A 26,158-nucleotide genomic window follows, 5' to 3' on the forward strand; every position below is an offset into this window, starting at 1 on the left:
CCCCGGCACGATCCTTCCGTGCCGTCCCCGACGGGCGACAGGTGATCAGACCACACATCCGGCCGGGGAGAGAGGTGGCTCGGCCACCACCCGTGCGCGCGCGGGCGAGCGCGGACGGTGGTTGCCGCCGCAGGTCCCCAAGCTTAGGCTCTCTAAGGAGCTACTTGCTTGATCACGGGGGAAGATGATGAAGGGACTGGTGTCGGCCACGTCGCCCGATGCGATGTCCGTGCTGGAACTGCTCGCCGAAGGGGCACCGGCGGCGCGGTTCGAGGAACTGCTGCGCACCGCCCGGCAGGAGGAGGTGTCCGACGACACCCTCGCCGAGCTCGACCAGGCCGTCCGCCTGGCCTCGTCCGTCCAGTCCCGGATCGGCCATGCGCAGCAGCGGGAGGCCGGGCTCGCCGCGCTCGTGGACACCGCCCACGACCTCACCCTGGTGCACGGCATGGACGCGCTGCTGCACGAGATCGCACGCCGGGCACGCCGGCTGCTGAACTTCGACATGGCCTACATCGGACTGCGCGACGCGGACGCCGAGGGCCGAGCGTCCTCCATCCGCGCCGCGGAGGGCGAGACCACCTCGCGCAGCGTGGGCCTGCAGACCTCGGACGACTCCGGCCTCGGCGGTCTCGTCCAGCGGAGCGGGGCACCCGCCTGGAGCCCCGACTACCTGACCGACAGGGACATTCCGCACTCCCCGGACATCGATGCCGTCGTTCGGGCCGAGGGTCTGCACGCCATCCTGGCGGTTCCACTCGGCTACGGCACCAAGGTCTTCGGCACCCTCTACGGCGCCGACCGGAAGGTGCGGTACTTCACGCCGGACGAGATCAGCCTCCTGCGGTCGCTCGGCAAGCTCGCGGGCGTCGCCATCGAACGCGCGCGGCTGCTGGAGGAGACCCGCGCCGAGGTGACCGAGCTGGAACTGGACACCTCCCGCGCCCGGAGCAGTCTCGACGTGCAGCGCCGCGTCGAGGCCGCCTACATCCGGCTGATCGACCTGGTGCTCAGCGGCTGCGACCCGCAGACCCTCGCCGAGGCGGCGGTCAGGGAGCTGTCGGGGGCGATGGTCGTCAGGGACTGCCTCGGACGCAAGGTCGTCGTGACCGGCACACCGCCCGAGCTCGCCGAGGCCGACGTGCTCAGGTGGACCTACGACGCCCACGCGGCCGGCTGCCCGGTGCCGATGACCGAGGGCGGCTGGGTCGCGCCGGTCACGGCCGGCGGCGAGAACCTCGGCGCCGTCCTGCTGGTCCCCGACGAACCGCTCACGGACGGCTTCGGAGTGCGGTTGCTCCAGCTCACCGCGCGGGCGGTCGCCCTCATCCTGTTGCTGCAGCGCACCTCGACCGTGGCCCACGACCAGATCCGTGACGAGCTGTTGGAGGAGTTGCTCGGCGACGTCGGGCCGCAGCCGCGCCATCTGGTGACGCAGGCCCGCCGGCTCGGCATCTCCATCGACGAACCGCATGTGATGGTGGTGGCCCGGCCCGAGGGAGGCCCGGGCGGCCGGGCCGCCGCGTGGGCGTCGTCGTACGCCCATCGCATGTCCGGGCTCACGAAGTTCCGGGACGGCTGTGTGACGCTGCTGGTCCCCGGCGCGGACCCGCTCGCCGCGGCCACCGCCGTGTCGGCGGAGCTCGCGCCGGTGGTCGGACATCCCGTCACGGTCGGGGCTGCCGGGCCGGTCTCGGGCCCGGGCCACGTCGCGCAGGCCCACCGCGAGGCCCTCAGCTGCCTGGAGGCGCTCACCGAACTGGGCAACCTCGGTGGTGTCGCCACCCCGCAGCAGATGGGCTTCCTCGGCGTCCTGCTCTCCGAGACCCACGGCATCGGCGACTACATCGAGGCCGTGATCGGTCCCGTACTGGACTACGACACCCAGCGCTTCACCGAGCTGACCCGCACCCTCGACGCCTATTTCGCCTCCTCCGCCAGCCCGACGCGCGCGGCGGCGAGTCTGCACGTCCACCCCAACACGGTGTCCAGGCGGCTGGAGCGCATCGCCGAACTCCTCGGAGCCGACTGGCTGGAACCCGAGCGGGCACTGGAGATCCAGCTGGCTCTGCGGCTGCACCGCACCCGGCGGACCCTGCAGCACCGGCAGGCGAACTCCGGGGCGGCGGGGAACACCGGTGGCCAGGCTCCGCAAGGGGCGGCGGACTAGGGGCCGGTGGCGCAAGGAAGGTCAGGCGGAGGGCCGCAGCTCGCAAAGACGCGGCCGGTCCGGTTCGTCCGCCCCGGACTCCAGTACCGACACGGCGTGCGCGACGGAGGCCAGGGTCATGTGACGGTGCCAGCCCCTGAACGAGCGCCCCTCGAAGTCGCGGACGCCCACCCGCTCGCCGATCTGCTTCTCGTCCTGGGCCACGCGCCGGGCAAGCCAGGTCAACCGCACGAGATCACCGAGCGGTGCCGTCGCCGGAGCCGCGAGCCACAGCGCCGTCGGCGCCTTTCCGCGTTCGTGCCACTCGCCGATCAGCGACAGCTCGGGCCCGGAGTCCGGCCGGGGCAGCCGTACCCGGACCGCCGCCGCGAGCGTGGTGCCCCGCACCGGCCCCGGGGCGGCACCCACCGGACGGCGCAGGCCCCGCGCGGACTCCATGATGCGGCCGGCCGGCAGCGTTCCCGCGCGGTACCCGGGCATGGCGCGGTCCGCCACGGTCAGCCGGGTACTCGCCGTCACCCGGATGAGAAGGGGGATCCGCGCTTCGGCGAAGGGCCGGACGACCCCGCCGAGACCCGTCACGTGGGTGTCCAGCACGACGGGACGCCTCGGCACACCCCACCGGTCCGGCAAGGTCAGCGCCGCGGCCGTCGCACACTCGTCCGGTGTCTCCGCCTCGGCGCTGTCGGGAATCTCCGCCCTGCGACGCATGCTCGCGTTTCCGAGCCAGGACTCGGGAAGGTGCAGCCGCCACTGGAGGGGGACGCTGGTCCCCTCGGTCGCGGCCCAGGCCCCGAAGGCCAGCTGGCCGTTGAGCACCTGTCCGTGCTCCGGGGCGAACTGCCGTTCCACCCCGACCGAGTGCCCGCCCGCCTTCGCGATGAACAGCGGCCGTACGACCCAGGCGCGTGGTGCCAGCGCCTGCGTGACGTGGCCGGCGAGGGCCTCGCGGATGGGCGACCAGTCCCAGGTGGAGCTGCTGATGAAGTGGTGCAGGCTCTGCTCGGCCGCGGGGCCGCCGACGGATGCGGCGATGTTCCGGATCGACTTGCGTCCCTTCGCCGCCAGCAGCCCGCTCAGATAGTGCCGCGCCTTCAGCCGCTGATCACTGCGGCGGAACGACGCGAAGAGCGCCGCGCTGAACTCGTCACCCAGGCCGGTGACGTCCCGATCGCCTGATCGTATTCGGTGGCTGGAGACAACCTGTGCGTTCATGTTTCCCCCGTTCGCCAGCTCCGTGGCTGTGCCACAAGACTGGCCGCCCACGCCCGGCAACGGGAGGTAGACCGGGCACACACCTGCGGGCGACGACGGTTGCCCGGCCACACCCCGGGGGCCGGCCGGGCCCCCTCGACCGGAGGCCCGTCGGAGGCAAGCCCAAGATCAGTCGGAGGTCACCGGCAGAACGTCCGGCGAGAGCGCGCCGGCATGGGCGGAAGCGCTTGTCACACGGCGGCGGTGGTGGCGCCGGCACAACACCTCGTAGCCGACCTCCGCCGCGGGGCTGCTCACGTCACCGACGACGACCTGCTCGCCCTCCACCACCATCTCGCCGCCCACCGTGCGGGCGTTGTGCGTGGCACGCGCCCCGCACCAGCACATCGCCTCCACCTGGAGGGTCTCCAGGCGGTCCGCCAGCTCGATCAGCCGCCGCGAGCCGGGGAAGAGCTTGGTGCGGAAGTCGGTGGTGATACCGAAGGAGAAGACGTCCAGGCCGAGGTCGTCGACGACCCGCGCCAGCTGGTCGATCTGCTCCGGCTCCAGGAACTGCGCCTCGTCCACGATCAGGTAGTCGACCCTGCCGCCCTGCGACACCCGGTCGACGACGTGGGCGTACAGGTCCATGCCCGGCACCGCCTCGACCGCGTCGGTCACCAGCCCGAGCCGCGACGAGAGCTTCCCCTCCCCCGCCCGGTCGTCCCGGGTGAAGATCAGACCCTGCAGCCCCCTCGCGGACCGGTTGTGCGCGATCTGCAGCGCCAGCGTCGACTTCCCGCAGTCCATCGTTCCGGAGAAGAACACCAGCTCGGGCATGAGAAGTTGAGCACCTTTCGGCGAATCGTGGGGGCAGGGTGTCAGGAGCGTACTTCGAGCAGCGGCACGAGCTGCTCGGCGGGGGTCATCGAACCGTGGTTGCCGACCATCGCCGACTCCTTGGGCTCCCGCTCGGAGGCGATGATCAGGACGTCGTCGTGCGCGGCCGCGACCACGTCGCCGATCCGGTCGTACACCCGCTCCTCGAACCGGTCCGGCGGGCCGAACCAGCCGGCCGCGATGGCCTCGTCCCGCGAGGCCACCCAGAACTGCTCGCCGAGCACCTCGCGCCAGCAGGTCAGGACGTCGTTCGCGGCGCCGGGCACCGCGTAGACGTGCCGGGCCCGGCCCTCGCCGCCGAGCAGGGCGACGCCTGCCTTCAGCTCCCAGTCCTCGTCGAAGTCGATGCGGTGCTGTTCGTCGAAGGGGATGTCGACCATGCCGTGGTCGGCGGTGACGTACAGCGCGCTGCGCGCCGGGAGCTGCTCGGCGAGCCGCTGCACGAGCCGGTCGACGTGCATGAGCTGGCCCCGCCAGGTGTCGGAGTCCACGCCGTAGCGGTGCCCGGCCCCGTCCAGTTCGGCGTAGTACGTGTAGACCAGGGCACGGTCGGCGGCGGCGAGTTGCTCCGCCGCGAGGTCCATCCGCTCCTCGCCGGTCAGCCGCCCGTGAAACGTTCCGCCGCTGAGCGCGACCTTGGTGAGCGGGGTGTGCTCGAAGTGCGGGGAGGAGACCTGGGCCGCGTGCACGCCGGCGTCCTGGGCGAGCTGGAAGACGGTGGGGTACGGCTGCCAGGCGGCCGGGTCGGTCCAGGGCTGCCAGCGCAGCTGGTTCATCAGCTCCCGGGTCTGCGGGTTGCGGACCGTGTAGCCGGGCAGGCCGTGCGCGCCCGGGGGCAGGCCGGTGCCGACGGAGGCGAGGGAGGTCGCGGTGGTCGCCGGGTAGCCGGCGGTGAGGGGCCGTCCCGTGCCACCGCGCGAGCTGCCGAGCAGCGAGGTGAGGAAGGGCGCCTCGTCCGGGTGGGCCTTGATCTGCTCCCATCCCAGACCGTCGATCAGGAAGACGCAGTTGCGGTCGGCGGGCGTCAGCTCCGCGATCGACGCGGTCATTCCGGGTACGGCCATGCCCGCGGCCAGGGTGGGCAGCAGGTCGGCGAGGGAACCGCTGCCGTACTCGGGCAGCGGCGCGGAGCCGAGGGCGAGGGGTTCCGGATGGTCCCAGGCGGCGTAGGCCATCAGCGGGTGACGTCCGCGGTCGCCTCGGAGATGGCCTGCGCGAAGGCGAGCGCCTGGCGCACCGTCTCCGGGCCGTCCCCGGCCTCACTGACCCGCAGGCTGAGGTCGTCCGCCGTGGAGTTGCCGGTGTAGCCGTGGTCGGCCTCGCAGTTGGGGTCGCCGCAGGCGGCGGGCTCCAGGTCGATGCGGGAGACGGCGCCCCAGCCGATGGTCAGCACGATCTCGCGGGGCAGGGTGCCCGGCGTGTACTGCTCCGGGTTGGCCACGACCCGGCTCACCACGACCGACGAGATCCGGCCGAGCTTGACCGACTCGGTCGAGGTGGTCGCGTACGGCGTCGGGGAGGTGCTGTCGGCGGCCTGCTCGTCGGTGTGGCTGACGATGAAGCGGTTGCCGGTGAGGACGAGCACGGTCACGTGCCGCCGCACCTCGTTCTGGTCGAACGTCGTCTCCTGGTGGACCAGGTACGACCGGATCGGCTCGCCGCCGATGGCGGCCTCCACCGCCTCGGCCACGAGGGCCGGGTAGTAGCCGCTGCGCTCGATCGCGACACGCAGCCCCTGGGTCGTCGTACTGGTCTTGGCCATGGCGTCCATCCTAATCCGTGGGCAAGGGGACCCGGGCCAGTCGTGCGCGGCCGCGTCCGGCGCCACCGCGGTCGCCCGCGGCCGCGTCGAACGCCGCCGAGGAGTGCGGGCGTTCGTCCCGGTCGGCGGGCGGTCAGTAGGCGGGCAGGGTGCGGGGCCCGAGATCGTCGCGGGCCGGCGGAGGCGCGAGGCGCACGGTGGCCCCGAGGACGCTCACGCCCTGCCGGGCGACCACGACCGGCTCGAGGGTGACCGCGACGACCTCGGGGTGGTCGTCGACCAGCCGGGAGACCCTGAGCAGCAGCTCCTCCAGGGCGGGCGTGTCGACGGGGGCCGAGCCGCGCCAGCCGAACAGCAGGGGCGCGGTCCGGATCGAACGCACCAGTGAGGTGGCGTCCCGGTCGGTGACCGGAACCAGTCGGTGCGCCATGTCCCCGAGCAGCTGCGAGGCGGCCCCGGCGAGGCCGAAGGACACCACGGCTCCGGCGGCCGGGTCGATCACGGCGCGTACGACGGTGTCGACGCCCCGGGGAGCCATCCGCTGCACCACCGGCCGCAGCTCCTCGGGCCGGCCGAACAGCTCACTCAACTCCTCGTAGGCCCGGCGCAGTTGCTCCTCGTCCGCCAGGTCGAGCCGCACCCCGCCCAGGTCGGCGCGGTGGCGCAGGTGGGGGGCGGTGGCCTTGAGGGCGACGGGGTAGCCGAGGTCGCGGGCGGCTGCGACGGCGGCATCGGGGGTGGGGGCGGGCAGCGCGCGGTGCACGTCGATGCCGTACTTGCCGAGCAGCCGGCAGGTCTCCTCGACGCCGATGGTGAGCCCTTCGCCGCGTTCGAGCAGCCCGCCGATCAGCTCGGCGGCGCCCTGCTCGTCGATGTCGTCGAACTCGGGCACCTTCCCGGGCTCGGCGGCCTCCCGCTGCCACTGCGCGTACTTCACGGCTTCGGCAAGCGCTCGAACGGCCCGCTCGGCGGCGGGGTAGGCGGGGATGAGACGGGAGTAGGGGAGTTTCGCCGGTACCGCGGTGGGCAGGCGTTCCGCAGGGCGATGGGGGTCCCCCCGCTCGAGCGAAGCCGAGAGTGGGGGAGGGTGGGCACCGCCACCACCACCGCCACCGGGTGCCGGTGCAGCCGCTTGCGGTGCGGTACGGCCCGCAGCCGACAGCGCCTCCGCCAGCCCCCCGAGCTCCACGTGCACCACAAGCACCGGCTTCCCGGGAACCCCCTCCGCCGCCGACCTGAGCGCCTCCGCCAGCTCCGCGTCCCCCACCGTCCCCTCCCCGATCGTCGGAATCGCCGTGACGACCACCGCGTCGCACGACTCGTCCGCCAGCGCCCGCGACAGCGCCCGGTGGAAGTCCGCCGCGGACGCCCCGGTCGTCAGGTCCAGCGGCCGCGCCGGGCGCAGCCCCTCCGCCAGGCACCGGTCGTACGTCAGCAGCCCGAGCGACTCCGAGTTGCCGAGGATCGCCACCCGCGGCCCCGCCGGCAGCGGCTGCCGTGCGAGCAGCAGCCCCGCGTCGACCAGCTCGGTGATGGTGTCGACGCGGATCACCCCGGCCTGCCTGAGCAGCGCGGACACCGTGGCGTGCGGCAGCCGCGTCGCCCGTACCGCGTGGCCCGGCGGCGCCTGCCCCGCCCCCTGCACCACGACCAGCGGCTTCGCCGCCCCCGTCCGCCGGGCGAGACGCGTGAACTTGCGCGGGTTGCCGATGGACTCCAGGTACATGAGGACGACGTCCGTCTCGGGGTCGTCGTACCAGTACTGGAGGACGTCGTTGCCGGAGACGTCCGCGCGGTTGCCGGAGGAGACGAAGGTGGAGACGCCCGTGGTGCCGGTGACGCCGCCGCCGCGCCGGTGCAGCCGGGAGAGCAGGGCGATGCCGATGGCGCCGGACTGGGCGAACAGGCCGATGCGGCCGGGGCGGGGCATCTCGGGTGCGAGGGAGGCGTTCAGCCGGACGTCGGCCGCGGTGTTGATGATCCCGAAGGCGTTGGGGCCGATGATGCGCATGCCGTACGTGCGGGCCTGCCGCACGAGCGCGCGCTGGCGCTCCCTGCCGTCGGGACCGCTCTCCGCGTACCCGGCGGCCAGGACGACGAGACCCTGGACGCCGTGCTCGCCGCACTCGGTGACGACCTCGGGGACGTGCTCGGCCGGTACGGCGACCACGGCGAGGTCGACAGGCCCGTCGATGTCCCGCACGGAGCGGTGCGCGGGCACCCCGTCGACCTCCTTGAGGTCGTCCGGGAAGGCCTGATTCACGGCGTGCAGGCGGCCGGTGAAGCCGGCGTCCCGCAGGTTGCCGAGGACGCTGCGGCCGACCCCGCCGGGCGCGCGGCCGACGCCGATCACGGCCACGGACCCCGGTGCCAGCAGGCGTCGTACCGAACGGGCCTCCGCACGCTGCTCGCGGGCGCGCTGCACGGCGAGGGAGCGGTCCGTGGGCTCCAGGTCGAACTCAAGACGCACGACGCCGTCCTCGAAGCTGCGCTTCTGGGTGTAGCCGGCGTCCATGAACACCTTGATCATCTTGGTGTTGGCGGGCAGCACCTCGGCGGCGAAGCGGCGGATCCCGCGCTCGCGGGCGACGGCCGCGATGTGCTCAAGGAGGGCGGAGGCGACGCCCCGGCCCTGGTGGGCGTCCTGGACGAGGAAGGCGACCTCGGCCTCGTCGGCGGGCGCGGAGGCGGGCGTCCCGTCGGCGCCAATGCGGTCATAGCGTACGGTTGCGATGAACTCGCCGCCGATGGTGGCCGCGAGTCCCACCCTGTCCACAAAGTCGTGGTGCGTGAAGCGGTGGACGTCCTTGGCGGAGAGCCTGGGGTAGGGCGCGAAGAAGCGGTAGTACTTCGACTCGTCCGAGACCTGCTCGTAGAAGCTGACCAGGCGCTCGGCGTCATCAACGGTGATGGGCCGGATGCGCGCGGTACCCCCGTCGCGCAGCACCACGTCAGCCTCCCAGTGGGACGGGTACTCGTGCCGGTCCTGCGGGTCCGCCGGGGTCTGCATGGGCCCCAGAGTACGGCTCGCGTCCGACAACGGCGCGAGGCAGTCTGTGGAGGACGGACGTCGGACCGAGGCCGCGGTCCGACGACACACCCGGAGGGGTTCACGCCCCCTCCGGGCATGCTTCACGATATGGGAAACTGGTCTAGACAACCCTGAACACCGAAGGGCAGCATCACATGGCTGAGCGCCGCGTCAACGTCGGCTGGGCCGAGGGCCTCCACGCCCGCCCCGCTTCCATCTTCGTCCGGGCCGCCACGGCCGCAGGTATCCCGGTGACGATCGCCAAGGCCGACGGCAACCCCGTCAACGCGGCCTCCATGCTGGCTGTCCTGGGGCTGGGCGCCCAGGGCGGCGAGGAGATCGTCCTCGCCTCCGACGCCGAGGGCGCCGACGCCGCCCTCGACCGCCTGGCCAAGCTGGTCGCCGAGGGTCTCGAGGAGCTCCCCGAGACCGTCTGAGCACCCGCCGCCCGCACGGTCCGAGGCCGCGCCACCCCCTCGGGGGTGGCGCGGCCTCGCCGCGTTCCCGCCGCCCCACCCGGGCCGGCCGTCACATGCCGCAATTCCATGACAGCCGCACATGACTTCACGACGGGACCGCCCACGGCTTTACGACGACCCCGTCCCGGAGTTTGTGAAGACCCGGACGCCCGGCTTTACCGCGCGCACACGAAAGAAGCGCGACCGCTAATTCCTGACGCGCGTGAATTCGGGCACGGAAAACAGCCCCCGCCGAATAACACCCCTTTGTATACGGCGCGCGTGTTAATGCCGCAGGCCCGACACGTTTACGGGATGTTGCGAAGTCCTCACACCGTTCGCCCGTTCGGTGGCGCCGGGAAAGCGCAGCCGGTGGGAGACCGCCGAGCGCTCGGTGTGCAGGGCCGTGATCGCCCGGGCGCGGTCGCCGTCGCCGCGCGCCACGGCGTCCACGATGGCGCCGTGCTCCGTCCAGGACTCCACGGGGTTGGCCGGCGTCTCCACGGTGTACATCCAGGCGATCTTGTGGCGGAGCTGGGTGAGCGTCGAGGTCAGGGCGTGGCTGCCGGAGGCCTGCGCAAGGGTCTCGTGGAACCAGCCGCCCAGCGAGCGCAGGTCCTCGCTGTTGCCCCGCCTGGCCCGCTCCTGCCCCAGCCTGACCAGTCCGCGCAGCACCTTGAGGTGGGCCTCGGTGCGGCGCTGGGCGGCCCGGGAGGCACCGAGCGGCTCCAGGAGCATGCGCATCTCCAGCAGGTCGGCGGCCTCCTGCTCGGTCGGTTCGGCCACGCACGCGCCCGCGTGCCGGCGCGTCACGACGAAGCCCTCGGCCTCCAGGGTGCGCAGGGCCTCGCGGACGGGGACGCGCGAGACCCCGTAACGGCGGGCCAGGAGTTCCTCGGTGAGCCGGCTGCCGCGCTCGTAGACACCCGCGACGATGTCGTCCCGGATCGCCGTGCATACCGAGTGCGCCGGAATACGCATGTCCGACCTCCGCCTTAATCCCCGTGAAACGCCGCCGAGTGGCGCCCGTTCCGTGACTCTATTGCAATGAGCCGGAATTTCCGACGGGGGGCCGGAATCCAGGGATATATTTTGGACAGCGGGGGCACGAAAACGACGAAAGCCCCGGCGTGGGGGCCGGGGCTCCGGAACATCTCACGAGTTGTTGTCGCCGGACTGGCAGCGGTCCGCCTCGGTGGTCGGGTGCGGGTGCGTGGGGGTTGCTCGCGCAGTTCCCCGCGCCCCTTCCAGGGGCGTCAGGCGCAGCACCCCTTCGGGGGCGCGGGGAACTGCGCGACCAGCCACGACGCACCCGCACGCATCGCGACCACGTCGGTCCCGGCGCGGCGCTCCTGTCCGGCTCTCGTCAGACGTTCACGCCGTGCTTGCGGAGGTAGGCGACCGGGTCGACGTCGGAGCCGTACTCGGGGGTCGTACGGGCCTCGAAGTGGAGGTGGGGGCCGGTCGTGTTGCCGGTCGCGCCGGAGAGACCTATCTGCTGGCCCGGGGTGACCTTCTGGCCCACCGAGACGCCGATGGACGACAGGTGGCCGTACTGGGTGTACATGCCGTCGGCCATCTTGATGACGATCTCGTTGCCGTACGCCCCGCCCCAGCCCGTGGAGACGACCGTGCCGGTGCCGACGGCGTGCACGACCGTACCGCTCGCGGCGTGGAAGTCGATGCCGGTGTGGGCGCCCGAGGACCACAGGGAGCCGCCGGTCTTGTAGCCGGTGGAGACGTAGGAGTCGCTGACCGGCGCGACGAAGGTGTTGAGGCGCTTGCGCTCGGCCTCGCGGGCGGCGCGTACCTTGGCCGCGCGCTCCTTTGCGGCCTGCTCCGCGGCCTTCTTGCGGGCGGCCTCCTCGGCCGCCTTGCGCTCGGCGACCGCCTTCTGGGCGGCGGCCTGGGCGTCGATCTGCTCGGCGACGGAGTCACTGATCGTGATGACCGGGGTGAGGCCGGTCTGCTCGACGGAGTTCTCGGCGGCGAGCGCCGGAGCGGCGGAGACGGTGCCGATGACACCCGTGGTGGTGAGGGCCGCGATACCGGCGGCCTGCGCGGTGGTGCGCTTCACCCGGCCGGGACGACGGTGCTTCCCGGAGGCGCACATGAACGCCATGTAGAGGCTGGTCCTTTCCTTCCCTCTCGCCTACCGGGTTAGCTGACGGGTTCGGAGCAGGAAGGTCTCCTACGGGCCCCCTCGCGACACGCGCGGGCGCCCGATTCACCCCAGGGACTGCGTGGGTCCCCGGCTCCCCTGGCTCGCGCCGTACGGGGACTCGGCGATGGCTGTCCGGTGCCGCGGACGCGGCGCGATGCCTGACGGACAGCCCGGAAGAACCTACGAGGGCCCGCCTTCAATGCTCAAACGGAACCCTGTTTTTGTCGCGCATCCCACAGGGCAGACAGGCAACCTCCGCCCCAATTCGGACATTCCAGAGCCCCGGTGACCGGGTGGTCACCAGGGCTCCGCACACGCGCGTGCCGCTACTCGGCGGCGACGACCGTGACTTCGCCGATCCCGAGCGCCTCGACGGGCTCCTTGATCTGTGCCGCGTCCCCGACGAGGACGGTCACCAGGCGGTCCACCGGGAAGGCGTTCACGACCGCCGCGGTGGCCTCCACGGTGCCCGTGTTGGCGAGTTGCCGGTACAGCGTGGCCTGGAAGTCGTCGGGCAGGTGCTGCTCGACCTGGTCGGCCAGGGTGCCGGCGACGGCCGCCGCCGTCTCGTACTTGAGCGGAGCCACCCCGACGAGGTTCTGCACGGCCACGTCGCGCTCGGCGTCCGTGAGGCCCTCGGCGGCGAGCGTGCGCAGCACCGTCCACAGGTCCAGCAGGGCCGGGCCGGTGTTCGGGGTGTCCACCGAGCCGCTGATGGCCAGCATGGACGCGCCGGTGCCGTCGGGGGCGGACCGCAGGACCTGCCCGAAGGAACGGACGCCGTAGGTGTAGCCCTTCTCCTCGCGCAGGACGCGGTCCAGGCGGGAGGTGAGGGTGCCGCCCAGGCAGTAGGTGCCGAGCACCTGGGCGGGCCAGACGCGGTCGTGCCGGTCGGAGCCGACGCGGCCGATGAGGAGCTGGGTCTGGACGGCGCCGGGGCGGTCCACGATCACGACCCGGCCGGTGTCGTCGGCGGTCACCGGCGGGACCGGGCGGGGCTGCGCGGTGGAGCCACGCCAGGCGCCCAGGGTCTCGCCGAGCAGCTCGTCCAGGTCGATGCCGGTCAGGTCGCCGACGACGACCGCGGTGGCCGTGGCGGGCCGGACGTGCCGGTCGTAGAACGCGCGGACGGCGGCCGCGTCGATCTTCTCGACGGTGTCCTCGGTGCCCTGGCGCGGACGGGACATCCGCGCGGTCGACGGGAACAGCTCCTTGTAGAGCTCCTTGGCGGCCCGGCGGCTGGGGTTGGCCAGCTCGTGCGGGATCTCGTCGAGGCGGTTGCGGACCAGCCGCTCGACCTCGCTCTCGGCGAAGGCGGGCGCCCTCAGGGCGTCGGAGAGCAGCCCGAGGCCCTTGGCCAGCCGGGAGGCGGGGACCTCCAGGCTGACGCGGACGCCGGGGTGGTCGGCGTGCGCGTCGAGGGTGGCACCGGCCCGCTCCAGCTCGGCGGCGTACTCCTCGGCCGCGTGCTTGTCGGTGCCCTCGGAGAAGGCGCGCGCCATGATCGTGGCGACGCCGTCCAGGCCGGCCGGCTCGGCGTCCAGGGGCGCGTCCAGGAGCACCTCGACGGCGACGACCTGCTGGCCGGGGCGGTGGCAGCGCAGCACGGTCAGGCCGTTGTCCAGGGTGGCGCGCTCGGGGGCCGGGAACGCCCAGGGCCTGGCCTCGCCCGGCTGCGGCTGGGGGTGGAAGTCCATGGTGGCGAGCTCGGTCACTTGGCCGTCTCCTCGTTCTCGTTGCCGGCCTCTACGGTCGCTTCCTGCTCCGGGTCCTCGCCGCGCCCCGCCTCCTGGGTGTGCTCCGCGGACTCCGCGGACAGCGGCTCGTAGACGAGCACCGCGCGGTTGTCGGGGCGCAGGCGGGCCTTGGCCACCTCCTGGACCTCCTCCGGGGTGACCGTCAGGACGCGCTGGACGGCGGTCAGGGCGAGCTGCGGGTCACCGAACAGGACGGCGAAGCGGCACAGTTCGTCGGCGCGGCCCGCGACGGTGCCGAGCCGGTCCAGCCACTCGCGCTCCAACTGGGCCTGGGCGCGCTCCATCTCCTCGGGCGTCGGGCCCTCCTCGGCGAACCGGGCGAGCTCCTCGTCGATGGCGGCCTCGATGACCGGCACCTCGACGTCACCGGAGGTCTTCACGTCCAGCCAGCCCAGCGAGGGCGCCCCGGCGAGCCGGAGCAGGCCGAAGCCGGCCGCGACCGCCGTACGGTCGCGCCGTACCAGGCGGTTGTAGAGGCGGGAGGACTCGCCGCCGCCGAGGACGGTGAGGGCCAGGTCGGCCGCGTCGCTCACGCGCGTGCCGTCCTCCGGGAGCCGGTAGGCGGCCATCAGCGCCCGCGCGGGGACCTCCTCCACGACGACCTCGCGCAGCTGCTCGCCGATGATGTCGGGCAGCGAGCCGTCGCGCGGGGTGGGCTTGCCGTCGTGCGCCGGGATGGAGCCGAAGTACTTCTCGATCCACGCGAGGGTCTGCTCCGGGTCGATGTCGCCGACGACGGAGAGCACCGCGTTGTTGGGCGCGTAGTAGGTGCGGAAGAACGCGCGCGCGTCCTCCAGGGTGGCCGCGTCCAGGTCCGCCATCGAGCCGATCGGCGTGTGGTGGTAGGGGTGGCCCTCCGGGTAGGCGAGCGCGGTCAGCTTCTCGAAGGCCGTGCCGTAGGGCACGTTGTCGTAGCGCTGGCGGCGCTCGTTCTTGACGACGTCGCGCTGGTTCTCCATGGACTCGTCGTCGAGGGCCGCGAGCAGCGAGCCCATGCGGTCGGCCTCCAGCCAGAGCGCGAGCTCCAGCTGGTGGGCCGGCATGGTCTCGAAGTAGTTGGTGCGCTCGAAGCTCGTGGTGCCGTTGAGCGAGCCGCCCGCGCCCTGCACGAGCTCGAAGTGGCCGTTGCCCTTCACCTGGGCGGAGCCCTGGAACATCAGGTGCTCGAAAAGGTGAGCCAGGCCGGTACGCCCCTTGACTTCGTGCCGGGAACCGACGTCGTACCAGAGGCAGACCGCCGCGACCGGGGTCAGGTGGTCCTCGGAGAGCACCACGCGCAGACCGTTGGCCAAGCGGTGCTCGGTCGCTGCCAGGCCCCCGGAGCCTGTCTCGGCCGTGGTCGTGTGACCCATGGGCATGTACGTCCCTTCGCTCGCGGAAGCGGTCCCGAACCGCGGTTTTTCTGCCGGTCCTGCCACTGTATGCAAGCGTGCGGGGACCGGGCGAAGTTCCCGCACGACGTACGCCCACAGCGGATCGCGCGGACGGATCGCGTAGCCTGCGTCCGACCCGCTTTCGAAAGTCTCCGGGCCGCGCTCCGGGCGGCCTCCGGGCACCGGGGCGGGCCGCGGAGACCGGGTCCTGGCCCGGGTTGTCAGTGCCGCGGTCCACAATGGTCCGCGTCAGATCCCGTTCACGCATGAGCAAGGAGCCGGCAGCGATGGCCCGCCGCAGCACGAAGACCCCGCCGCCCGACGACTCGTTCGAGGAGAGAATCCTCGACATCGACGTCGTGGACGAGATGCGCGGCTCCTACCTCGAGTACGCGTACTCGGTCATCTACTCGCGCGCCCTGCCGGACGCCCGCGACGGACTCAAGCCGGTGCACCGCCGGATCGTCTACCAGATGAACGAGATGGGCGTGCGCCCCGACCGCGCCTACGTGAAGTGCGCGCGCGTGGTCGGCGAGGTCATGGGCAAGCTGCACCCGCACGGCGACTCGTCGATCTACGACGCGCTGGTGCGCATGGCCCAGCCGTTCTCGATGCGCGTCCCGCTGGTCGACGGCCACGGCAACTTCGGCTCGCTGGGCAACGACGACCCGCCGGCCGCCATGCGGTACACCGAGTGCCGGATGGCCGAGGCGACCAGCCTGATGACCGAGTCGATCGACGAGGACACGGTCGACTTCGCGCCCAACTACGACGGCCAGGAGCAGGAGCCGGTGGCGCTGCCCGCCGCGTTCCCGAACCTGCTGGTGAACGGCTCGTCGGGGATCGCGGTCGGCATGGCGACGAACATGCCGCCGCACAACCTCGGCGAGGTCATCGCGGCCGCCCGGCACCTGATCCGCTACCCGAACGCGGACCTGGACGCGCTGATGAAGCACGTCCCCGGCCCCGACCTGCCCACCGGTGGCCGGATCGTCGGCCTGGAGGGCGTCCGGGACGCGTACGAGACGGGCCGCGGCACCTTCAAGATCCGGGCCACGGTGGCGGTGGAGACGGTGACGGCCCGCCGCAAGGGCCTGGTCATCACCGAACTGCCCTTCACGGTCGGCCCCGAGAAGGTCATCGCCAAGATCAAGGACCTGGTCAACGCCAAGAAGCTGCAGGGCATCGCCGACGTCAAGGACCTCACCGACCGCGAGCACGGGCTGCGTCTGGTCGTCGAGATCAAGAACGGCTTCGTGCCGGAGGCGGTCCTGGAGCAGCTCTACAAGCTGACGCCGATGGAGGAGTCCTTCGGCATCAACAACGTGGCGCTGGTGGACGGCCAGCCGCTCACCCTGGGCCTCAAGGAACTGCTCGAGGTCTACCTGGACCACCGCTTCGACGTGGTCCGCCGGCGCAGCGAGTTCCGCCGCGGCAAGCGCCGTGACCGGCTGCACCTGGTGGAGGGCCTGCTCACCGCCCTCGTGGACATCGACGAGGTCATCCGGCTGATCCGCTCCAGCGAGAACAGCGCGCAGGCCAAGGAGCGCCTGATGGAGCGCTTCTCGCTGTCGGAGATCCAGACGCAGTACATCCTCGACACGCCCCTGCGCCGCCTCACCAAGTACGACCGCATCGAGTTGGAGGCGGAGAAGGAGAGGCTCACCGCGGAGATCGCCGAGCTGACCCGGATCCTGGACTCGGACGCGGAGCTGCGCAAGCTGGTCTCGGCGGAACTGGCCGCGGTGGCCAAGAAGTTCGGCACCGAGCGGCGCACGGTCCTGCTGGAGGCCTCGGGCGCCCCGGCGGCCGTGGTGGAGCTCCAGGTGGCCGACGCCCCGTGCCGGGTGCTGCTCTCCTCGACGGGCCTGCTGGCCCGCACGATGAACGGCGAGCCGTTCGCGGAGGACACCGACGGCAAGCGGGCCAAGCACGACGTCATCGTCTCGGCGGTCCCCGCGACCGCGCGCGGCGAGATCGGCGCGGTCACCTCGACGGGCCGCCTGCTGCGCATCAACGTCGTCGACCTCCCGCAGCTCCCGGACACGGCGACCGCCCCGAACCTCGCCGGCGGCGCGCCCCTCTCCGAGTTCCTCTCCCTGGGGGACGGCGAGACGGCCGTCTGCCTGACCACGCTGGACGAGTCCTCGCCGGGTCTCGCCCTCGGCACCGAGCAGGGCGTGGTCAAGCGCGTGGTCCCCGACTACCCGTCCAACAAGGACGAGTTGGAGGTCATCACCCTCAAGGAGGGCGACCGGATCGTCGGCGCGATGGAGCTGCGCACCGGCGAGGAGGACCTGGTCTTCGTCACGGACGACGCGCAGCTGCTGCGCTACCAGGCCTCCCAGGTGCGTCCGCAGGGCCGCCCGGCGGGTGGTATGGCGGGCATCAAGCTCACCGAGGGCGCGAAGGTCATCTCCTTCACGGCCGTCGACCCGGCGGCCGACGCGGTGGTCTTCACGGTGGCCGGCTCGCGCGGCACCCTCGACGACTCGGTGCAGACGACGGCCAAGCTGACCCCGTTCGACCAGTACCCGCGCAAGGGCCGGGCCACCGGCGGCGTGCGCTGCCAGCGGTTCCTGAAGGGCGAGGACTGCCTGTCCTTCGCCTGGGCGGGCCCGGTCCCCGCGAAGGCGGCCCAGAAGAACGGCACCCCGGTCGACCTCCCGGAGATCGACCCGCGCCGGGACGGCTCCGGCGTGTCGCTGGCGAAGACGGTGTCGGTGGTGGCGGGCCCGGTCTAGGCCTCGTACCCGTCGCCGTCCGGGCCCTCCGTCAGGCCCTGGACGTAGCGCAGGACGCCCCACATGCCGTGCTCGTCGGCGTGTGGGGCGTCGTTCGTGCACGCCTCCAGCTCCTTGCGGAGCGCGGCCGCGTCGATGCCGGAGCCGATCAGTACGAGCTGCGTGAGCCGTTCCTCGTCGTGTCCCCAGGCCTCCGGGTAGAACCGCAGGAAGCGGCCCACGGCATGCACGGCGTACCGGTTGCCCGTGTCGTACGGCCCGAAGTCGACGTACCCCTTGATCCGGTAGAGCCCCTCGGGACGGCTGTCGAGGAAGGCCATCAGCCGACGGGGGTCGAGGGGCAGCCCGGCGGCGAAGGACAGGCTGTCGTAGGCGGTGTGCAGGTGTCCCCCGTGCGCTCCGTCGCCGCCGTCGTGGTGGTCGTGCAGGTCGTCGAAGGACAGCTGTCCGATGCGCTCCGCGGTGGGGCGGCAGTCGAACAGGAACTCGGGGTCGACACGGCCGTAGGTCGCGGGGACGACGGCGGCCCCGCGGTCGCTGAGCGACCGCACCAGTTCGAGGACGCGTTCGCCGCCCTCCGCGGCCCGGTCGAGCTTGTTGACGACGACCAAGTCGGCGAGGGCGAGATGCCGGTCGATCTCGGGGTGCTTCGCGCGGGTGTCGTCGAACTCGGCGGCGTCGACGACCTCGACGAGGCCGCCGTAGACGATGCCGGGATGCTCGCTGGCGAGCAGCATCCGGACGAGTTCCTGGGGTTCGGCGAGACCGCTGGCCTCGATGACGACGACGTCGACACCGGTGCCGGGGTTGGCGAGCCGCTCCAGGTAGACGTCCAGTTCACTGGCGTCGACGGCACAGCACAGGCACCCGTTGCCGAGCGAGACGGTCGAGTCGCCGAGGGCGCCCGCCACGGCCATCGCGTCGATCTCGATGGCCCCGAAGTCGTTGACGATCGCCCCGATCCGGCTGCCTCCGCTGCGGTGCAGCAGGTGGTTGAGGAGCGTGGTCTTCCCGGACCCCAGGAATCCGGCGAGGACGACCACCGGGATCTGCCGGGGGGTGGGGTGGTGCTCCAACGGGGGCCTCTTTCGCGTGGGCGGGGTGGCGGGCCGGTCCAGGATAGGAAACAGCCGTGCCGGACGTCGTGCCCCGTCGTGCCTTCCCCCGCGCGTCGGCCCTGCCGCCCCCGGCCCCGCTCCCGCTACGCGGTGACGACGCCGGCCGCCTCCGGCTTCGGCCCCACATACCGTGCCACCGGCCGGATGATCTTCGAGTCCGTCGCCTGTTCCAGGATGTTGGCGCTCCAGCCGATCGCGCGGGCCGCCGCGAACGTCGGGGTGAACATCTCCCGGGGCAGGCCGCACAGTTCCATGACCACGCCCGCGTAGAACTCGACGTTGGTGTGGAGTTCACGGCCGGGCTTCAGTTCGGCGAGTATGCGCTCCACATGGCGTTCGACCTCGACGGCGAACCCGACCCGGGGGCCGCCGAACTCCTGGGCGATCTCGCGCAGCATGCGGGAACGGGGGTCCTCCGTGCGGTAGACCGCGTGCCCGAAGCCCATCACGCGGTCACCCGCGAGGACCCGGTCGCGGATCCACGGGTCGATCCGGTCCGGCGTCGCGATCGCGTCCAGGGTGTCCAGCGCGCGGCTGGGCGCACCCCCGTGCAGCGGCCCGGACAGGGCACCGACGGCACCCACGAGGCAGGCCGCGACATCGGCACCGGTCGACGCGATGACGCGTGCGGTGAACGTTGATGCATTGAATCCGTGGTCAATGGTTGAGATCAGGTATTGCTCGACCGCACGCGCCCGCCGGGGGTCCGGTTCCGTGCCCGTCACCATGTAGAGGTAGTTGGCCGCGTACGACAGGTCCTCGCGCGGCTCCACCGGGTCGAGCCCCTGCCCCAGCCGGTACAGCGCCGTGAGCAGCGTCGGCACGGCCGCGCAGGCGGCGACCGTGTCGGCCCGGCGCCGGTCCGCGTCGATGTCGTACACCGGCCGGAACCCCTTGGCCGCGCCGAGCAGCGAGAGGGCGGTGCGCAGGCCGGCCAGCGGGCCGGACGTGCCGCTCGCCGCGGCCACCGCGGGCAGGGCGGTCCGGACCTCGGCGGGCAGGCGCCGGAGCGCGGCGGTCTCGGCGGCGAAGGCGGCCGCGCGCGCCGGGTCCGGCAGTTCGCCGTGGATCAGGAGGTGCCAGACGTCCTCGAAGCCACGGGTACGGGCGAGTTCGACGGCCGAGTACTGGCGGTAGTGGTAGAAGCCCTCGCTCCCCCGGACGTCACCGACCTCGGTCTCCGTGACGACGACGCCGGCGAGCCCGCGCGGCACCTCGACAAGGGTCGACGCGGTCCTGTTCACGGTCATGACGTGCCTCCGTTTGCCTCCCAGAAGATGATTTGACTGTCCATGATTGACCCAATCTCTGTCAATATTGATTGAATCAATATTGCGGCAGGGTGACGGTGAGGTGAGGTGAGGCGACCGGCTGCTGCCCGGGCGGGGTCCTCGACCGCCGCCCGGCATGCTCACTGGTTGCTGAACGCCGAGTCGAACGACGCCTTCGGCAGTGGCCACAGGGCGGAGCGGATCCGGCCGACGGCCTCTGCCGCGCCGTGCAGCCGGTCCATGCCCGCGTCCTCCCACTCCACGGAGACGGGTCCGTCGTAGCCGATGGCGGCCAGGGCGCGGAAGGCGTCCTCCCAGGGCATGTCCCCGTGGCCGATGGAGACGAAGTCCCAGCGCCGGCGCGGGTCGCCCCAGGGCAGGTGGGAGCCGAGGATTCCGGCGCGTCCCGACGGCGGCCGCAGGCGGGTGTCCTTGCAGTCGACGTGGTAGATGCGGTCGGCGAAGTCCGTGATGAAGCCGACGGGGTCGACGCCCTGCCAGATCAGGTGCGAGGGGTCCCAGTTGAAGCCGAAGGCCGGGCGGCGGCCGATCGCTTCGAGCGTGCGCTCGCTCGTCCAGTAGTCGTAGGCGATCTCGGACGGATGGACCTCGTGGGCGAAGCGCACGCCCTCGGCGTCGAAGACGTCGAGGATCGGGTTCCAGCGGCGCGCGAAGTCCTCGTACCCTTCGTCGATCACCGCCTGGGAGACCGGCGGGAACATCGCCACGTACTTCCAGATCTTCGATCCGGTGAACCCGACGACGGTGTCGGCGCCGAGCCTGCGGGCGATGCGGGCGGCGCGCTTCATGTCCTCGGCCGCACGCTGCCGGACGCCCTCCGGATCGCCGTCGCCCCAGACCTCCGGGCGCAGGATCGCCTGGTGGCGGAAGTCGATCGGATCGTCGCACACGGCCTGGCCGCCGAGGTGGTGGGAGATCGCCCAGACCTTCAGCCCGTAGCGCTCCAGGATCGCCTGCCGGTGGGGCAGGTAGTCGGGGTCGGCCTCGGCACGGGCCAGGTCCAGGTGGTCGCCGGAGGCCGCGATCTCCAGTCCGTCGTAGCCCCACTCGCTCGCGCGCCGCGCCACCTCCTCGAACGGCAGATCCGCCCACTGACCGGTGAAGAGGGTGACCGGCTGCCGGGCCGGTTCCCGGCTCTGTGCCTGGCTCTGGTTCATGTGCGGCCTCCTTGGCGTTCCCGCCACTTTAGCTTACGGTGAGCAAAAGTCGACCTTGCGGGAGTCATCGTTCCCCGTTTTTTCGATCTGTTCACGCGTTAGCTCCTGGGAGAGAGAAGAGGTGCGTGTCATGCGCGTCGGTGTCATCGGTACCGGCTTCATGGGGGCCGTGCATACCCGGTCCGCGCTCGTGGCCGGCGGCGACGTGGTGGGCGTGGTCGGGTCGACGCCCGGGAAGGGCCGCCGTGCCGCCGCGGAGTTCCGGGCCGGCCAGGGCTTCGACTCGGTCGAGGAGCTGCTGAGGGAAGGGGTGGACGTGCTGCACGTGTGCACACCCAACGCCACGCACGCCGGGTTCTGCCGCGCGGCACTCGCCGCCGGTGTACCGGTCGTCTGCGAGAAGCCGCTGGCCACCGATGCCGCGACCGCGCGCGAGCTCACCGAACTGGCGGCGGAGCGCGGGCTGGTCACCGCCGTGCCCTTCGTGTACCGGTACTACGCCTCCGTGCGGGAGGCACGCGAGCGGATCCGGCGGCCCGGGCACCGGCCGCCCTGGCTGATCCACGGCAGCTATCTGCAGGACTGGCTCGCCGACGCCGGGGCCACCAACTGGCGGGTCGACCCGGCGGACGGCGGTGCCACGCGCGCGTTCGGGGACATCGGGGTCCACTGGTGCGATCTCGCCGAGTTCGTGACCGGGCAGCGGATCACCCGGGTGAACGCGACCTTCGCCCGTGCGGTCCCGGCGCGACCGGCCGCCGACGGCACCCCGCGCCCCGTCGAGACCGAGGACGGCGCGGTCGTCCTCCTCGAAACCGACGCCGGCGCGATCGGATCGGTCGTGGTCAGCCAGGCCTCCGCCGGCTACAAGAACGCGCTGTCGTTGTCCCTCGACGGACCGGACGCCAGCTACGCGTTCCGCCAGGAGACCCCCGAGTCGCTGTGGATCGGCGGCCGGACCGCCAACGAGGTGCTGCTGCGCGACCCGAACCGGCCCGGCGCCCCCACCGGGCGGGCGGCCGGCCTGCCGTCCGGGCATCCGCAGGGCTACTACGAGGCCTTCGCCGACTTCGTGGCCGACGCCTACGCGGCGATCCGCGGCGAGCCGGTCACCGGGATGCCGTCCTTCGCCGACGGCCTGCGAGCGGCAGAGCTCGCCCAGGCGGTCGTGGACTCGGCGCGCGGCGGCGGCTGGGTCGACGTTCCCGCGGCGGCGAAGGGGCCGGCGGAGGAGCGCGGCTGAGCCGCTACCGCGCACCCGCCAGCGGCACGTCGAGGGGAAGCGGGTCGGTGAAGTCGCCGGTGCGTGCGCGGATCCCGCGCGGGCTGCCGTGCCGGAGCCACTGGTCCAGCAGGTCCGGGTGCAGCAGCTCGTCGACGGCCAGGGTCGCCGCTCCGACGACTCCCTCGGCGCGGTCGAGGTCGACCCGGGCGATGACGAGTTCGTCGGTGGCGAGCGGCAGGGACCGTCTGGCCACGACCTCGGCGACGGGGTCCCGGAACACGTCGCCCGCCTGCGCCAGCACTCCGGCGAGGTAGACCGTCGAGGGGTTGAAGACGCTGACGAGCGTCGCCAGTTGCCCGCCGACCAGCTCGCCCGCCCTGGTGACGAGCTCGGTGCTGACCCGGTCCCCGGCCCGGCAGCCGTCGAGCACGTCGGTGACGGCCAGCGGCGCCTCCCGACGCTCCAGTCGCTCCAGGCGTTCGGCCAGGAAGAGGCTGCGCCCCTCCAGGGCCGCGGCGCGTGCGTCACGGGTGAGGGCCCAGCCGCCCGCGAACGCTTCGAGGCACCCGAACTTGCCGCACCGGCACCGGTGCCGGGACTCCTCGGCGACGATGGTGTGCCCCAGGTCGCCGGCCGCGCCGCGCGCTCCCCGGTGCAGCCGGCCCCTGGACATCAGGCCCAGGCCGATCCCGGTGCTCGCCTTGACGAGCAGGATGTTCTCGCCCGCCGCCGTCCGGGTCCGGCTCCAGGCGCCCAGCGCCATCAGGTTGGCGTCGTTGTCGACCCAGGCCGGCACGTCGTAGTGGGCTTCGAGCCGGTCCCGGAGCGGGAAGCCGTGCCAGCCGGCCATGATGGGCGGCCGCACCGGCATCCCGCGCGCGAAGTCGACCGGTCCGGGGACGCCGACGCACACCCCCCACAGGCGCTCCCGCAGCGCCGGGCCCAGCAGCCGCCCCGCCGTCTCGACCAGCGTCGCCAAGGACGCCTCGGGGCCCGACTCGATGTCCCACGGCACCCGCCGGTCGGCGATCAGGGTCCCGTCGAGGTCGGTCACCGCGGCGTGCAGATGGGTGGCGCCGAACACCGCGCCGAGGACGGCACCGCGACCGGAGGCGATCCGCAGGATGCGGGAGGGCCGTCCGCCGGTGGAGGGGGCCGGCTCGCCCTCGGCCACCAGGCCGACCCGGACCGCGTGGTCCACCCGCTGCGTGATGATCGTCCGGCCCAGCCCGGTCTGCCGGCCGAGGTCGGGCCTGGTCACGGCCGCTCCGCTCCTGATCAGTCCCAGGACCAGGGAGAGGGTACGGGTGTGGTCGGTCATGCAGTGAGCTTATGGTCCCGGGCACCTCCACGACCGCCGGCCCACTGCACGCATTGACCCGCTCGTCGATACACCGCAGGCTTCCTGTCAACATTGACCGAGTCAACTCATGCCGAAGCGGCTACGGTGACGCCCATGCGCGATCAACACCCCGCTCCCGGCAGTCCCGCGCGGCGGCTGAGCACCAGGGAGACCGCCGAACTCCTCGGCGTGAAGCCCGAGACCGTGTACGCCTACGTGAGCCGGGGTCAGCTCAGCAGCAGACGCGAGCCCGGGGGCCGTGCCAGCACCTTCGACGCCGGGGAGGTGGCGGCGCTCGCCCGGCGCAACAGGCGGGAGGCCGCCGGGAGTCCGGGCTCCGGTGGAGAACTGTCGGTACGCACCCGGATCACGCTGATCGACCAGGACCGGTACTTCTTCCGGGGCGTCGACGCCACCGAGCTCGCCGCGCACCACTCCTACGAGGAGGTGGCCGAGTGGCTGTGGACGGGCCGCATGACCCGGGGCACGACCTTCACCGCCCCGGAGGCCACCGTCGCGGTCGCCCGCCGGGCCGTCGACGCACTGCCCGAGCACACCTCGCCCACCGACCGGCTGCGGGTGGCCACGATCGCCGCGGCCGCCGAGGACCCGCTGCGCTTCGACCTGTCCGAGGAGTCCGTCCTGGGCGCCGCGCGCGTACTGATCCCCACACTCGTCGCCGCGCTCCCGGTGCGGCGCCGGCGGGGGCACGACGACGGCCCGCTGGCCCACCGCCTGTGGCGCCGGCTGACCGGCACCGACCCCGGTGACGCCGAACTGCGCGTCCTGGACACCGCTCTCGCGCTGCTCGTCGACCACGACCTGGCCGCCTCCACCCTCGCCGTGCGGGTCGCCGCCTCCGCCCGTGCGCACGCCTACGCGGCCGTGTCGGCGGGGCTCGGTGTACTCGAAGGCCCCCTGCACGGTGCCTCCAGCGGCCTCGCCCACCGGCTGCTGCTCGACGTCCTCGACCAGGGCACCGCGGTCACGGTGATCGCGGACGAGCTCCGCGCGGGCCGCCGCATCCCCGGCCTCGGCCACCGCCTCTACCAGGGCGAGGACCCACGCGCGCGGGTGCTCTTCACGCTGCTGGAGGAGGTCCCCCGCGCGGAGCCCGCCCTGCTCGCGGCCCGGGACATCGTCGCCACGACCGCCCGGCACACCCCGCTGCACGCCAACGTCGACCTGGCGCTCGCCGTGTTCACGGCCTCCTGCGGGATGCCGTCCACCGCCGGCGAGACGATCTTCGCCGTCGCCCGGACGGCGGGCTGGATCGCCCACGCCCTGGAGGAGTACGGCGAACGCCCGCTGCGCATGCGCCCCAGCGGCCACTACGTCGGCCCGAAACCACCGCAGCCCCTGCCGGAATAGCCCGCTTCGACAGCCCCGCCGGAGTCCCGAACGGGCGAGGCCGGAAGTCACCCGGGGGAAAGTCAGGTTAGGCTCACCTCTGTGAGTAGGTGCGCAACCGTCTCCCGGATGCTCGACGAGCCCGTTTCGGGTACCGCCGCCACCGCGACGACGTGGCTGCTGCTGGAACAACCCGGCCCGTGGGGTCCCAAGGCGCTCACGTCGAGCCATCTGGACCCCGCACTGGGCCACGCCCTGGAGACTGCCGCCCAGGGGACCGGCGTACGGATCGCGCTCATTCGCCGCCCCGGCCGCCACGCCGACCCCGGCACCCCCGCCGTGCGCCAGGTGTACGTCGCCCACACCGTCCCCGGCAACGTCTGGCTGCACAGCGCCACGACCCGCGATCCGGCCCGCCTGCTCGACCTGGACTTCGCCGCGCTCGGCGCGGGCGACCACCGTTCGTTCGGCGCGGCCCTCGGCGGCCGGCCGCACCCGGGCAGCCCGCTCGCGCTCGTCTGCACCAACGGCAGGCGCGACCGCTGTTGCGCCCTGCTGGGTCGCCCGCTCGCCGCCGAGCTGGCCGCGTCCGGAGTGGAGGGCACCTGGGAGGTCACCCATCTGGGTGGTCATCGCTTCTCGCCGACGGTGCTCGTCCTGCCGTACGGCTACGCGTACGGCCGCGCCGAGGCCCATGCCGTCAAGGAGGTCCTGCACGGCATCCACGAGGGCCGTGTGGTGCTGGAGGGGTGCCGCGGCTGCTCCGCCTGGGAACGCCCCGGCCAGGCGGCCGAGCTGGCCGTGCGCGAGGCGGCGGACGAATACACGGCGGGCGTGCTGAGCGTCGTACGGACCGAGGGTGCGGCTCCGCGCTGGGAGGTCACGGTCGCCCACGCCGACGGCCGCCGCTGGCGGGTGTGCGTGGCCCAGGGTGACTCGCTGCCGCCGCGCCCGGAGAGCTGCGGGGTGTCGGTGCTGGGGTCGCCGGCCCGGATGGACGTGGTGTCGCTGCGGGAGCTGCGGACGACGCCGGCGCTGGCGAGCTGACCCGATCTTTCCCAAGAATTGGTCAAGAGATCCACGCCACACCCCCTTAAGCACGGCGTACCCGCGCACGTACC

The 26,158-nt window shown here is 72.6% G+C and carries 19 protein-coding genes and 1 riboswitch; of the genes, 6 read left to right on the forward strand and 13 right to left on the reverse strand.

Annotation, left to right across the window (positions count from 1 at the left end; translation table 11 throughout):
- Positions 1-199 precede the first annotated feature (199 nt).
- Positions 200-2,170, forward strand: a complete 1,971-nt coding sequence (locus tag ACFY6U_RS04750; protein ID WP_390035060.1) for a GAF domain-containing protein — start codon at positions 200-202, stop codon at positions 2,168-2,170.
- A 21-nt stretch (positions 2,171-2,191) separates the two neighbouring features.
- On the opposite strand, the gene ACFY6U_RS04755 is transcribed toward ACFY6U_RS04750, so the two are convergent.
- From ACFY6U_RS04755 to ACFY6U_RS04775, 5 genes are all read right to left on the reverse strand, one after another.
- Positions 2,192-3,385, reverse strand: a complete 1,194-nt coding sequence (locus ACFY6U_RS04755; RefSeq protein WP_390035061.1) for an IS701 family transposase — start codon at positions 3,383-3,385, stop codon at positions 2,192-2,194.
- A gap of 168 nt (positions 3,386-3,553) precedes the next feature.
- Positions 3,554-4,204, reverse strand: coding sequence for a thymidine kinase (locus ACFY6U_RS04760; RefSeq protein WP_351499019.1), 651 nt, complete (start codon positions 4,202-4,204; stop codon positions 3,554-3,556).
- A 41-nt stretch (positions 4,205-4,245) separates the two neighbouring features.
- Positions 4,246-5,439 (reverse strand): alkaline phosphatase family protein, encoded by a 1,194-nt coding sequence (locus tag ACFY6U_RS04765; protein WP_390035062.1) that lies wholly within the window; start codon positions 5,437-5,439, stop codon positions 4,246-4,248.
- Entirely contained in the window at positions 5,439-6,035 is a 597-nt protein-coding gene (locus tag ACFY6U_RS04770) for a DUF5998 family protein (RefSeq protein ID WP_093498645.1), read from the reverse strand. The genes ACFY6U_RS04765 and ACFY6U_RS04770 overlap by 1 nt, the downstream gene beginning before the upstream one ends.
- 124 nt (positions 6,036-6,159) lie before the next feature.
- Entirely contained in the window at positions 6,160-9,036 is a 2,877-nt protein-coding gene (locus ACFY6U_RS04775; protein WP_390035063.1) for a GNAT family N-acetyltransferase, read from the reverse strand.
- A 176-nt stretch (positions 9,037-9,212) separates the two neighbouring features.
- Here ACFY6U_RS04775 and ACFY6U_RS04780 point away from each other — a divergent pair, with 176 nt between their 5' ends.
- The gene (locus tag ACFY6U_RS04780; RefSeq protein ID WP_007385204.1) at positions 9,213-9,494 is read left to right on the forward strand and encodes an HPr family phosphocarrier protein; all 282 of its coding nucleotides are present in this window, start codon (positions 9,213-9,215) and stop codon (positions 9,492-9,494) included.
- 306 nt (positions 9,495-9,800) lie between these two features.
- On the opposite strand, the gene ACFY6U_RS04785 is transcribed toward ACFY6U_RS04780, so the two are convergent.
- From ACFY6U_RS04785 to ACFY6U_RS04800, 4 genes are all read right to left on the reverse strand, one after another.
- Positions 9,801-10,496, reverse strand: coding sequence for a GntR family transcriptional regulator (locus ACFY6U_RS04785; RefSeq protein ID WP_390035064.1), 696 nt, complete (start codon positions 10,494-10,496; stop codon positions 9,801-9,803).
- A gap of 385 nt (positions 10,497-10,881) precedes the next feature.
- Entirely contained in the window at positions 10,882-11,637 is a 756-nt protein-coding gene (locus ACFY6U_RS04790) for a M23 family metallopeptidase (protein WP_390035065.1), read from the reverse strand.
- 12 nt (positions 11,638-11,649) lie between these two features.
- Positions 11,650-11,813, reverse strand: a riboswitch (cyclic di-AMP (ydaO/yuaA leader).
- A gap of 192 nt (positions 11,814-12,005) precedes the next feature.
- Complete coding sequence (locus tag ACFY6U_RS04795) at positions 12,006-13,394, reverse strand: M16 family metallopeptidase (RefSeq protein ID WP_390035066.1); 1,389 nt, start codon at positions 13,392-13,394, stop codon at positions 12,006-12,008.
- Entirely contained in the window at positions 13,391-14,794 is a 1,404-nt protein-coding gene (locus ACFY6U_RS04800; RefSeq protein WP_390035067.1) for a M16 family metallopeptidase, read from the reverse strand. The genes ACFY6U_RS04795 and ACFY6U_RS04800 overlap by 4 nt, the downstream gene beginning before the upstream one ends.
- Positions 14,795-15,096: 302 nt before the next feature.
- Between ACFY6U_RS04800 and ACFY6U_RS04805 the strand changes: the two genes are divergently transcribed.
- Positions 15,097-17,553, forward strand: coding sequence for a DNA topoisomerase (ATP-hydrolyzing) subunit A (locus tag ACFY6U_RS04805; RefSeq protein ID WP_390035205.1), 2,457 nt, complete (start codon positions 15,097-15,099; stop codon positions 17,551-17,553).
- Here ACFY6U_RS04805 and ACFY6U_RS04810 read toward each other — a convergent pair.
- The 3 genes from ACFY6U_RS04810 to ACFY6U_RS04820 form a co-directional block, all read right to left on the reverse strand.
- Positions 17,550-18,629, reverse strand: coding sequence for a CobW family GTP-binding protein (locus ACFY6U_RS04810; protein ID WP_390035068.1), 1,080 nt, complete (start codon positions 18,627-18,629; stop codon positions 17,550-17,552). The two genes, ACFY6U_RS04805 and ACFY6U_RS04810, sit on opposite strands and share 4 nt — an antisense overlap.
- A gap of 125 nt (positions 18,630-18,754) precedes the next feature.
- Positions 18,755-19,921, reverse strand: a complete 1,167-nt coding sequence (locus ACFY6U_RS04815; protein ID WP_390035069.1) for a citrate synthase — start codon at positions 19,919-19,921, stop codon at positions 18,755-18,757.
- 161 nt (positions 19,922-20,082) lie between these two features.
- Entirely contained in the window at positions 20,083-21,120 is a 1,038-nt protein-coding gene (locus ACFY6U_RS04820; protein ID WP_390035070.1) for a sugar phosphate isomerase/epimerase family protein, read from the reverse strand.
- A 130-nt stretch (positions 21,121-21,250) separates the two neighbouring features.
- On the opposite strand from ACFY6U_RS04820, the gene ACFY6U_RS04825 reads away from it, so the two are divergent.
- A complete protein-coding gene (locus ACFY6U_RS04825; RefSeq protein ID WP_390035071.1) occupies positions 21,251-22,363 on the forward strand; it encodes a Gfo/Idh/MocA family protein in 1,113 nt (370 codons plus the stop codon).
- A gap of 4 nt (positions 22,364-22,367) precedes the next feature.
- On the opposite strand, the gene ACFY6U_RS04830 is transcribed toward ACFY6U_RS04825, so the two are convergent.
- The gene (locus tag ACFY6U_RS04830) at positions 22,368-23,666 is read right to left on the reverse strand and encodes an ROK family protein (RefSeq protein WP_390035072.1); all 1,299 of its coding nucleotides are present in this window, start codon (positions 23,664-23,666) and stop codon (positions 22,368-22,370) included.
- A gap of 135 nt (positions 23,667-23,801) precedes the next feature.
- Between ACFY6U_RS04830 and ACFY6U_RS04835 the strand changes: the two genes are divergently transcribed.
- Together ACFY6U_RS04835 and ACFY6U_RS04840 are read left to right on the forward strand one after the other, a co-directional pair.
- A complete protein-coding gene (locus ACFY6U_RS04835; protein ID WP_390035073.1) occupies positions 23,802-25,058 on the forward strand; it encodes a citrate/2-methylcitrate synthase in 1,257 nt (418 codons plus the stop codon).
- Positions 25,059-25,139: 81 nt separating this feature from the next.
- Positions 25,140-26,084 carry a sucrase ferredoxin gene (locus tag ACFY6U_RS04840; RefSeq protein WP_390035074.1) on the forward strand — a complete coding sequence of 315 codons (945 nt, stop codon included), beginning with the start codon at positions 25,140-25,142 and terminating at the stop codon, positions 26,082-26,084.
- Positions 26,085-26,158 lie beyond the last annotated feature (74 nt).

Origin of the sequence: Streptomyces sp. NPDC013157 (assembly GCF_042899865.1) — a bacterium.
Classification (GTDB): domain Bacteria; phylum Actinomycetota; class Actinomycetes; order Streptomycetales; family Streptomycetaceae; genus Streptomyces.

Coding starts and splice junctions, on each gene's coding strand:
- ACFY6U_RS04790 (WP_390035065.1), bottom strand. CDS start 11,637: ATGGCGTTCATGTGCGCCTCCGGGAAGCACCGTCGTCCCGGCCGGGTG.
- ACFY6U_RS04760 (WP_351499019.1), bottom strand. CDS start 4,204: ATGCCCGAGCTGGTGTTCTTCTCCGGAACGATGGACTGCGGGAAGTCG.
- ACFY6U_RS04825 (WP_390035071.1), top strand. CDS start 21,251: ATGCGCGTCGGTGTCATCGGTACCGGCTTCATGGGGGCCGTGCATACC.
- ACFY6U_RS04770 (WP_093498645.1), bottom strand. CDS start 6,035: ATGGACGCCATGGCCAAGACCAGTACGACGACCCAGGGGCTGCGTGTC.
- ACFY6U_RS04805 (WP_390035205.1), top strand. CDS start 15,097: ATGGCCCGCCGCAGCACGAAGACCCCGCCGCCCGACGACTCGTTCGAG.
- ACFY6U_RS04785 (WP_390035064.1), bottom strand. CDS start 10,496: ATGCGTATTCCGGCGCACTCGGTATGCACGGCGATCCGGGACGACATC.
- ACFY6U_RS04830 (WP_390035072.1), bottom strand. CDS start 23,666: ATGACCGACCACACCCGTACCCTCTCCCTGGTCCTGGGACTGATCAGG.
- ACFY6U_RS04755 (WP_390035061.1), bottom strand. CDS start 3,385: ATGAACGCACAGGTTGTCTCCAGCCACCGAATACGATCAGGCGATCGG.
- ACFY6U_RS04765 (WP_390035062.1), bottom strand. CDS start 5,439: ATGGCCTACGCCGCCTGGGACCATCCGGAACCCCTCGCCCTCGGCTCC.
- ACFY6U_RS04800 (WP_390035067.1), bottom strand. CDS start 14,794: ATGCCCATGGGTCACACGACCACGGCCGAGACAGGCTCCGGGGGCCTG.
- ACFY6U_RS04815 (WP_390035069.1), bottom strand. CDS start 19,921: ATGACCGTGAACAGGACCGCGTCGACCCTTGTCGAGGTGCCGCGCGGG.
- ACFY6U_RS04835 (WP_390035073.1), top strand. CDS start 23,802: ATGCGCGATCAACACCCCGCTCCCGGCAGTCCCGCGCGGCGGCTGAGC.
- ACFY6U_RS04780 (WP_007385204.1), top strand. CDS start 9,213: ATGGCTGAGCGCCGCGTCAACGTCGGCTGGGCCGAGGGCCTCCACGCC.
- ACFY6U_RS04820 (WP_390035070.1), bottom strand. CDS start 21,120: ATGAACCAGAGCCAGGCACAGAGCCGGGAACCGGCCCGGCAGCCGGTC.
- ACFY6U_RS04775 (WP_390035063.1), bottom strand. CDS start 9,036: ATGCAGACCCCGGCGGACCCGCAGGACCGGCACGAGTACCCGTCCCAC.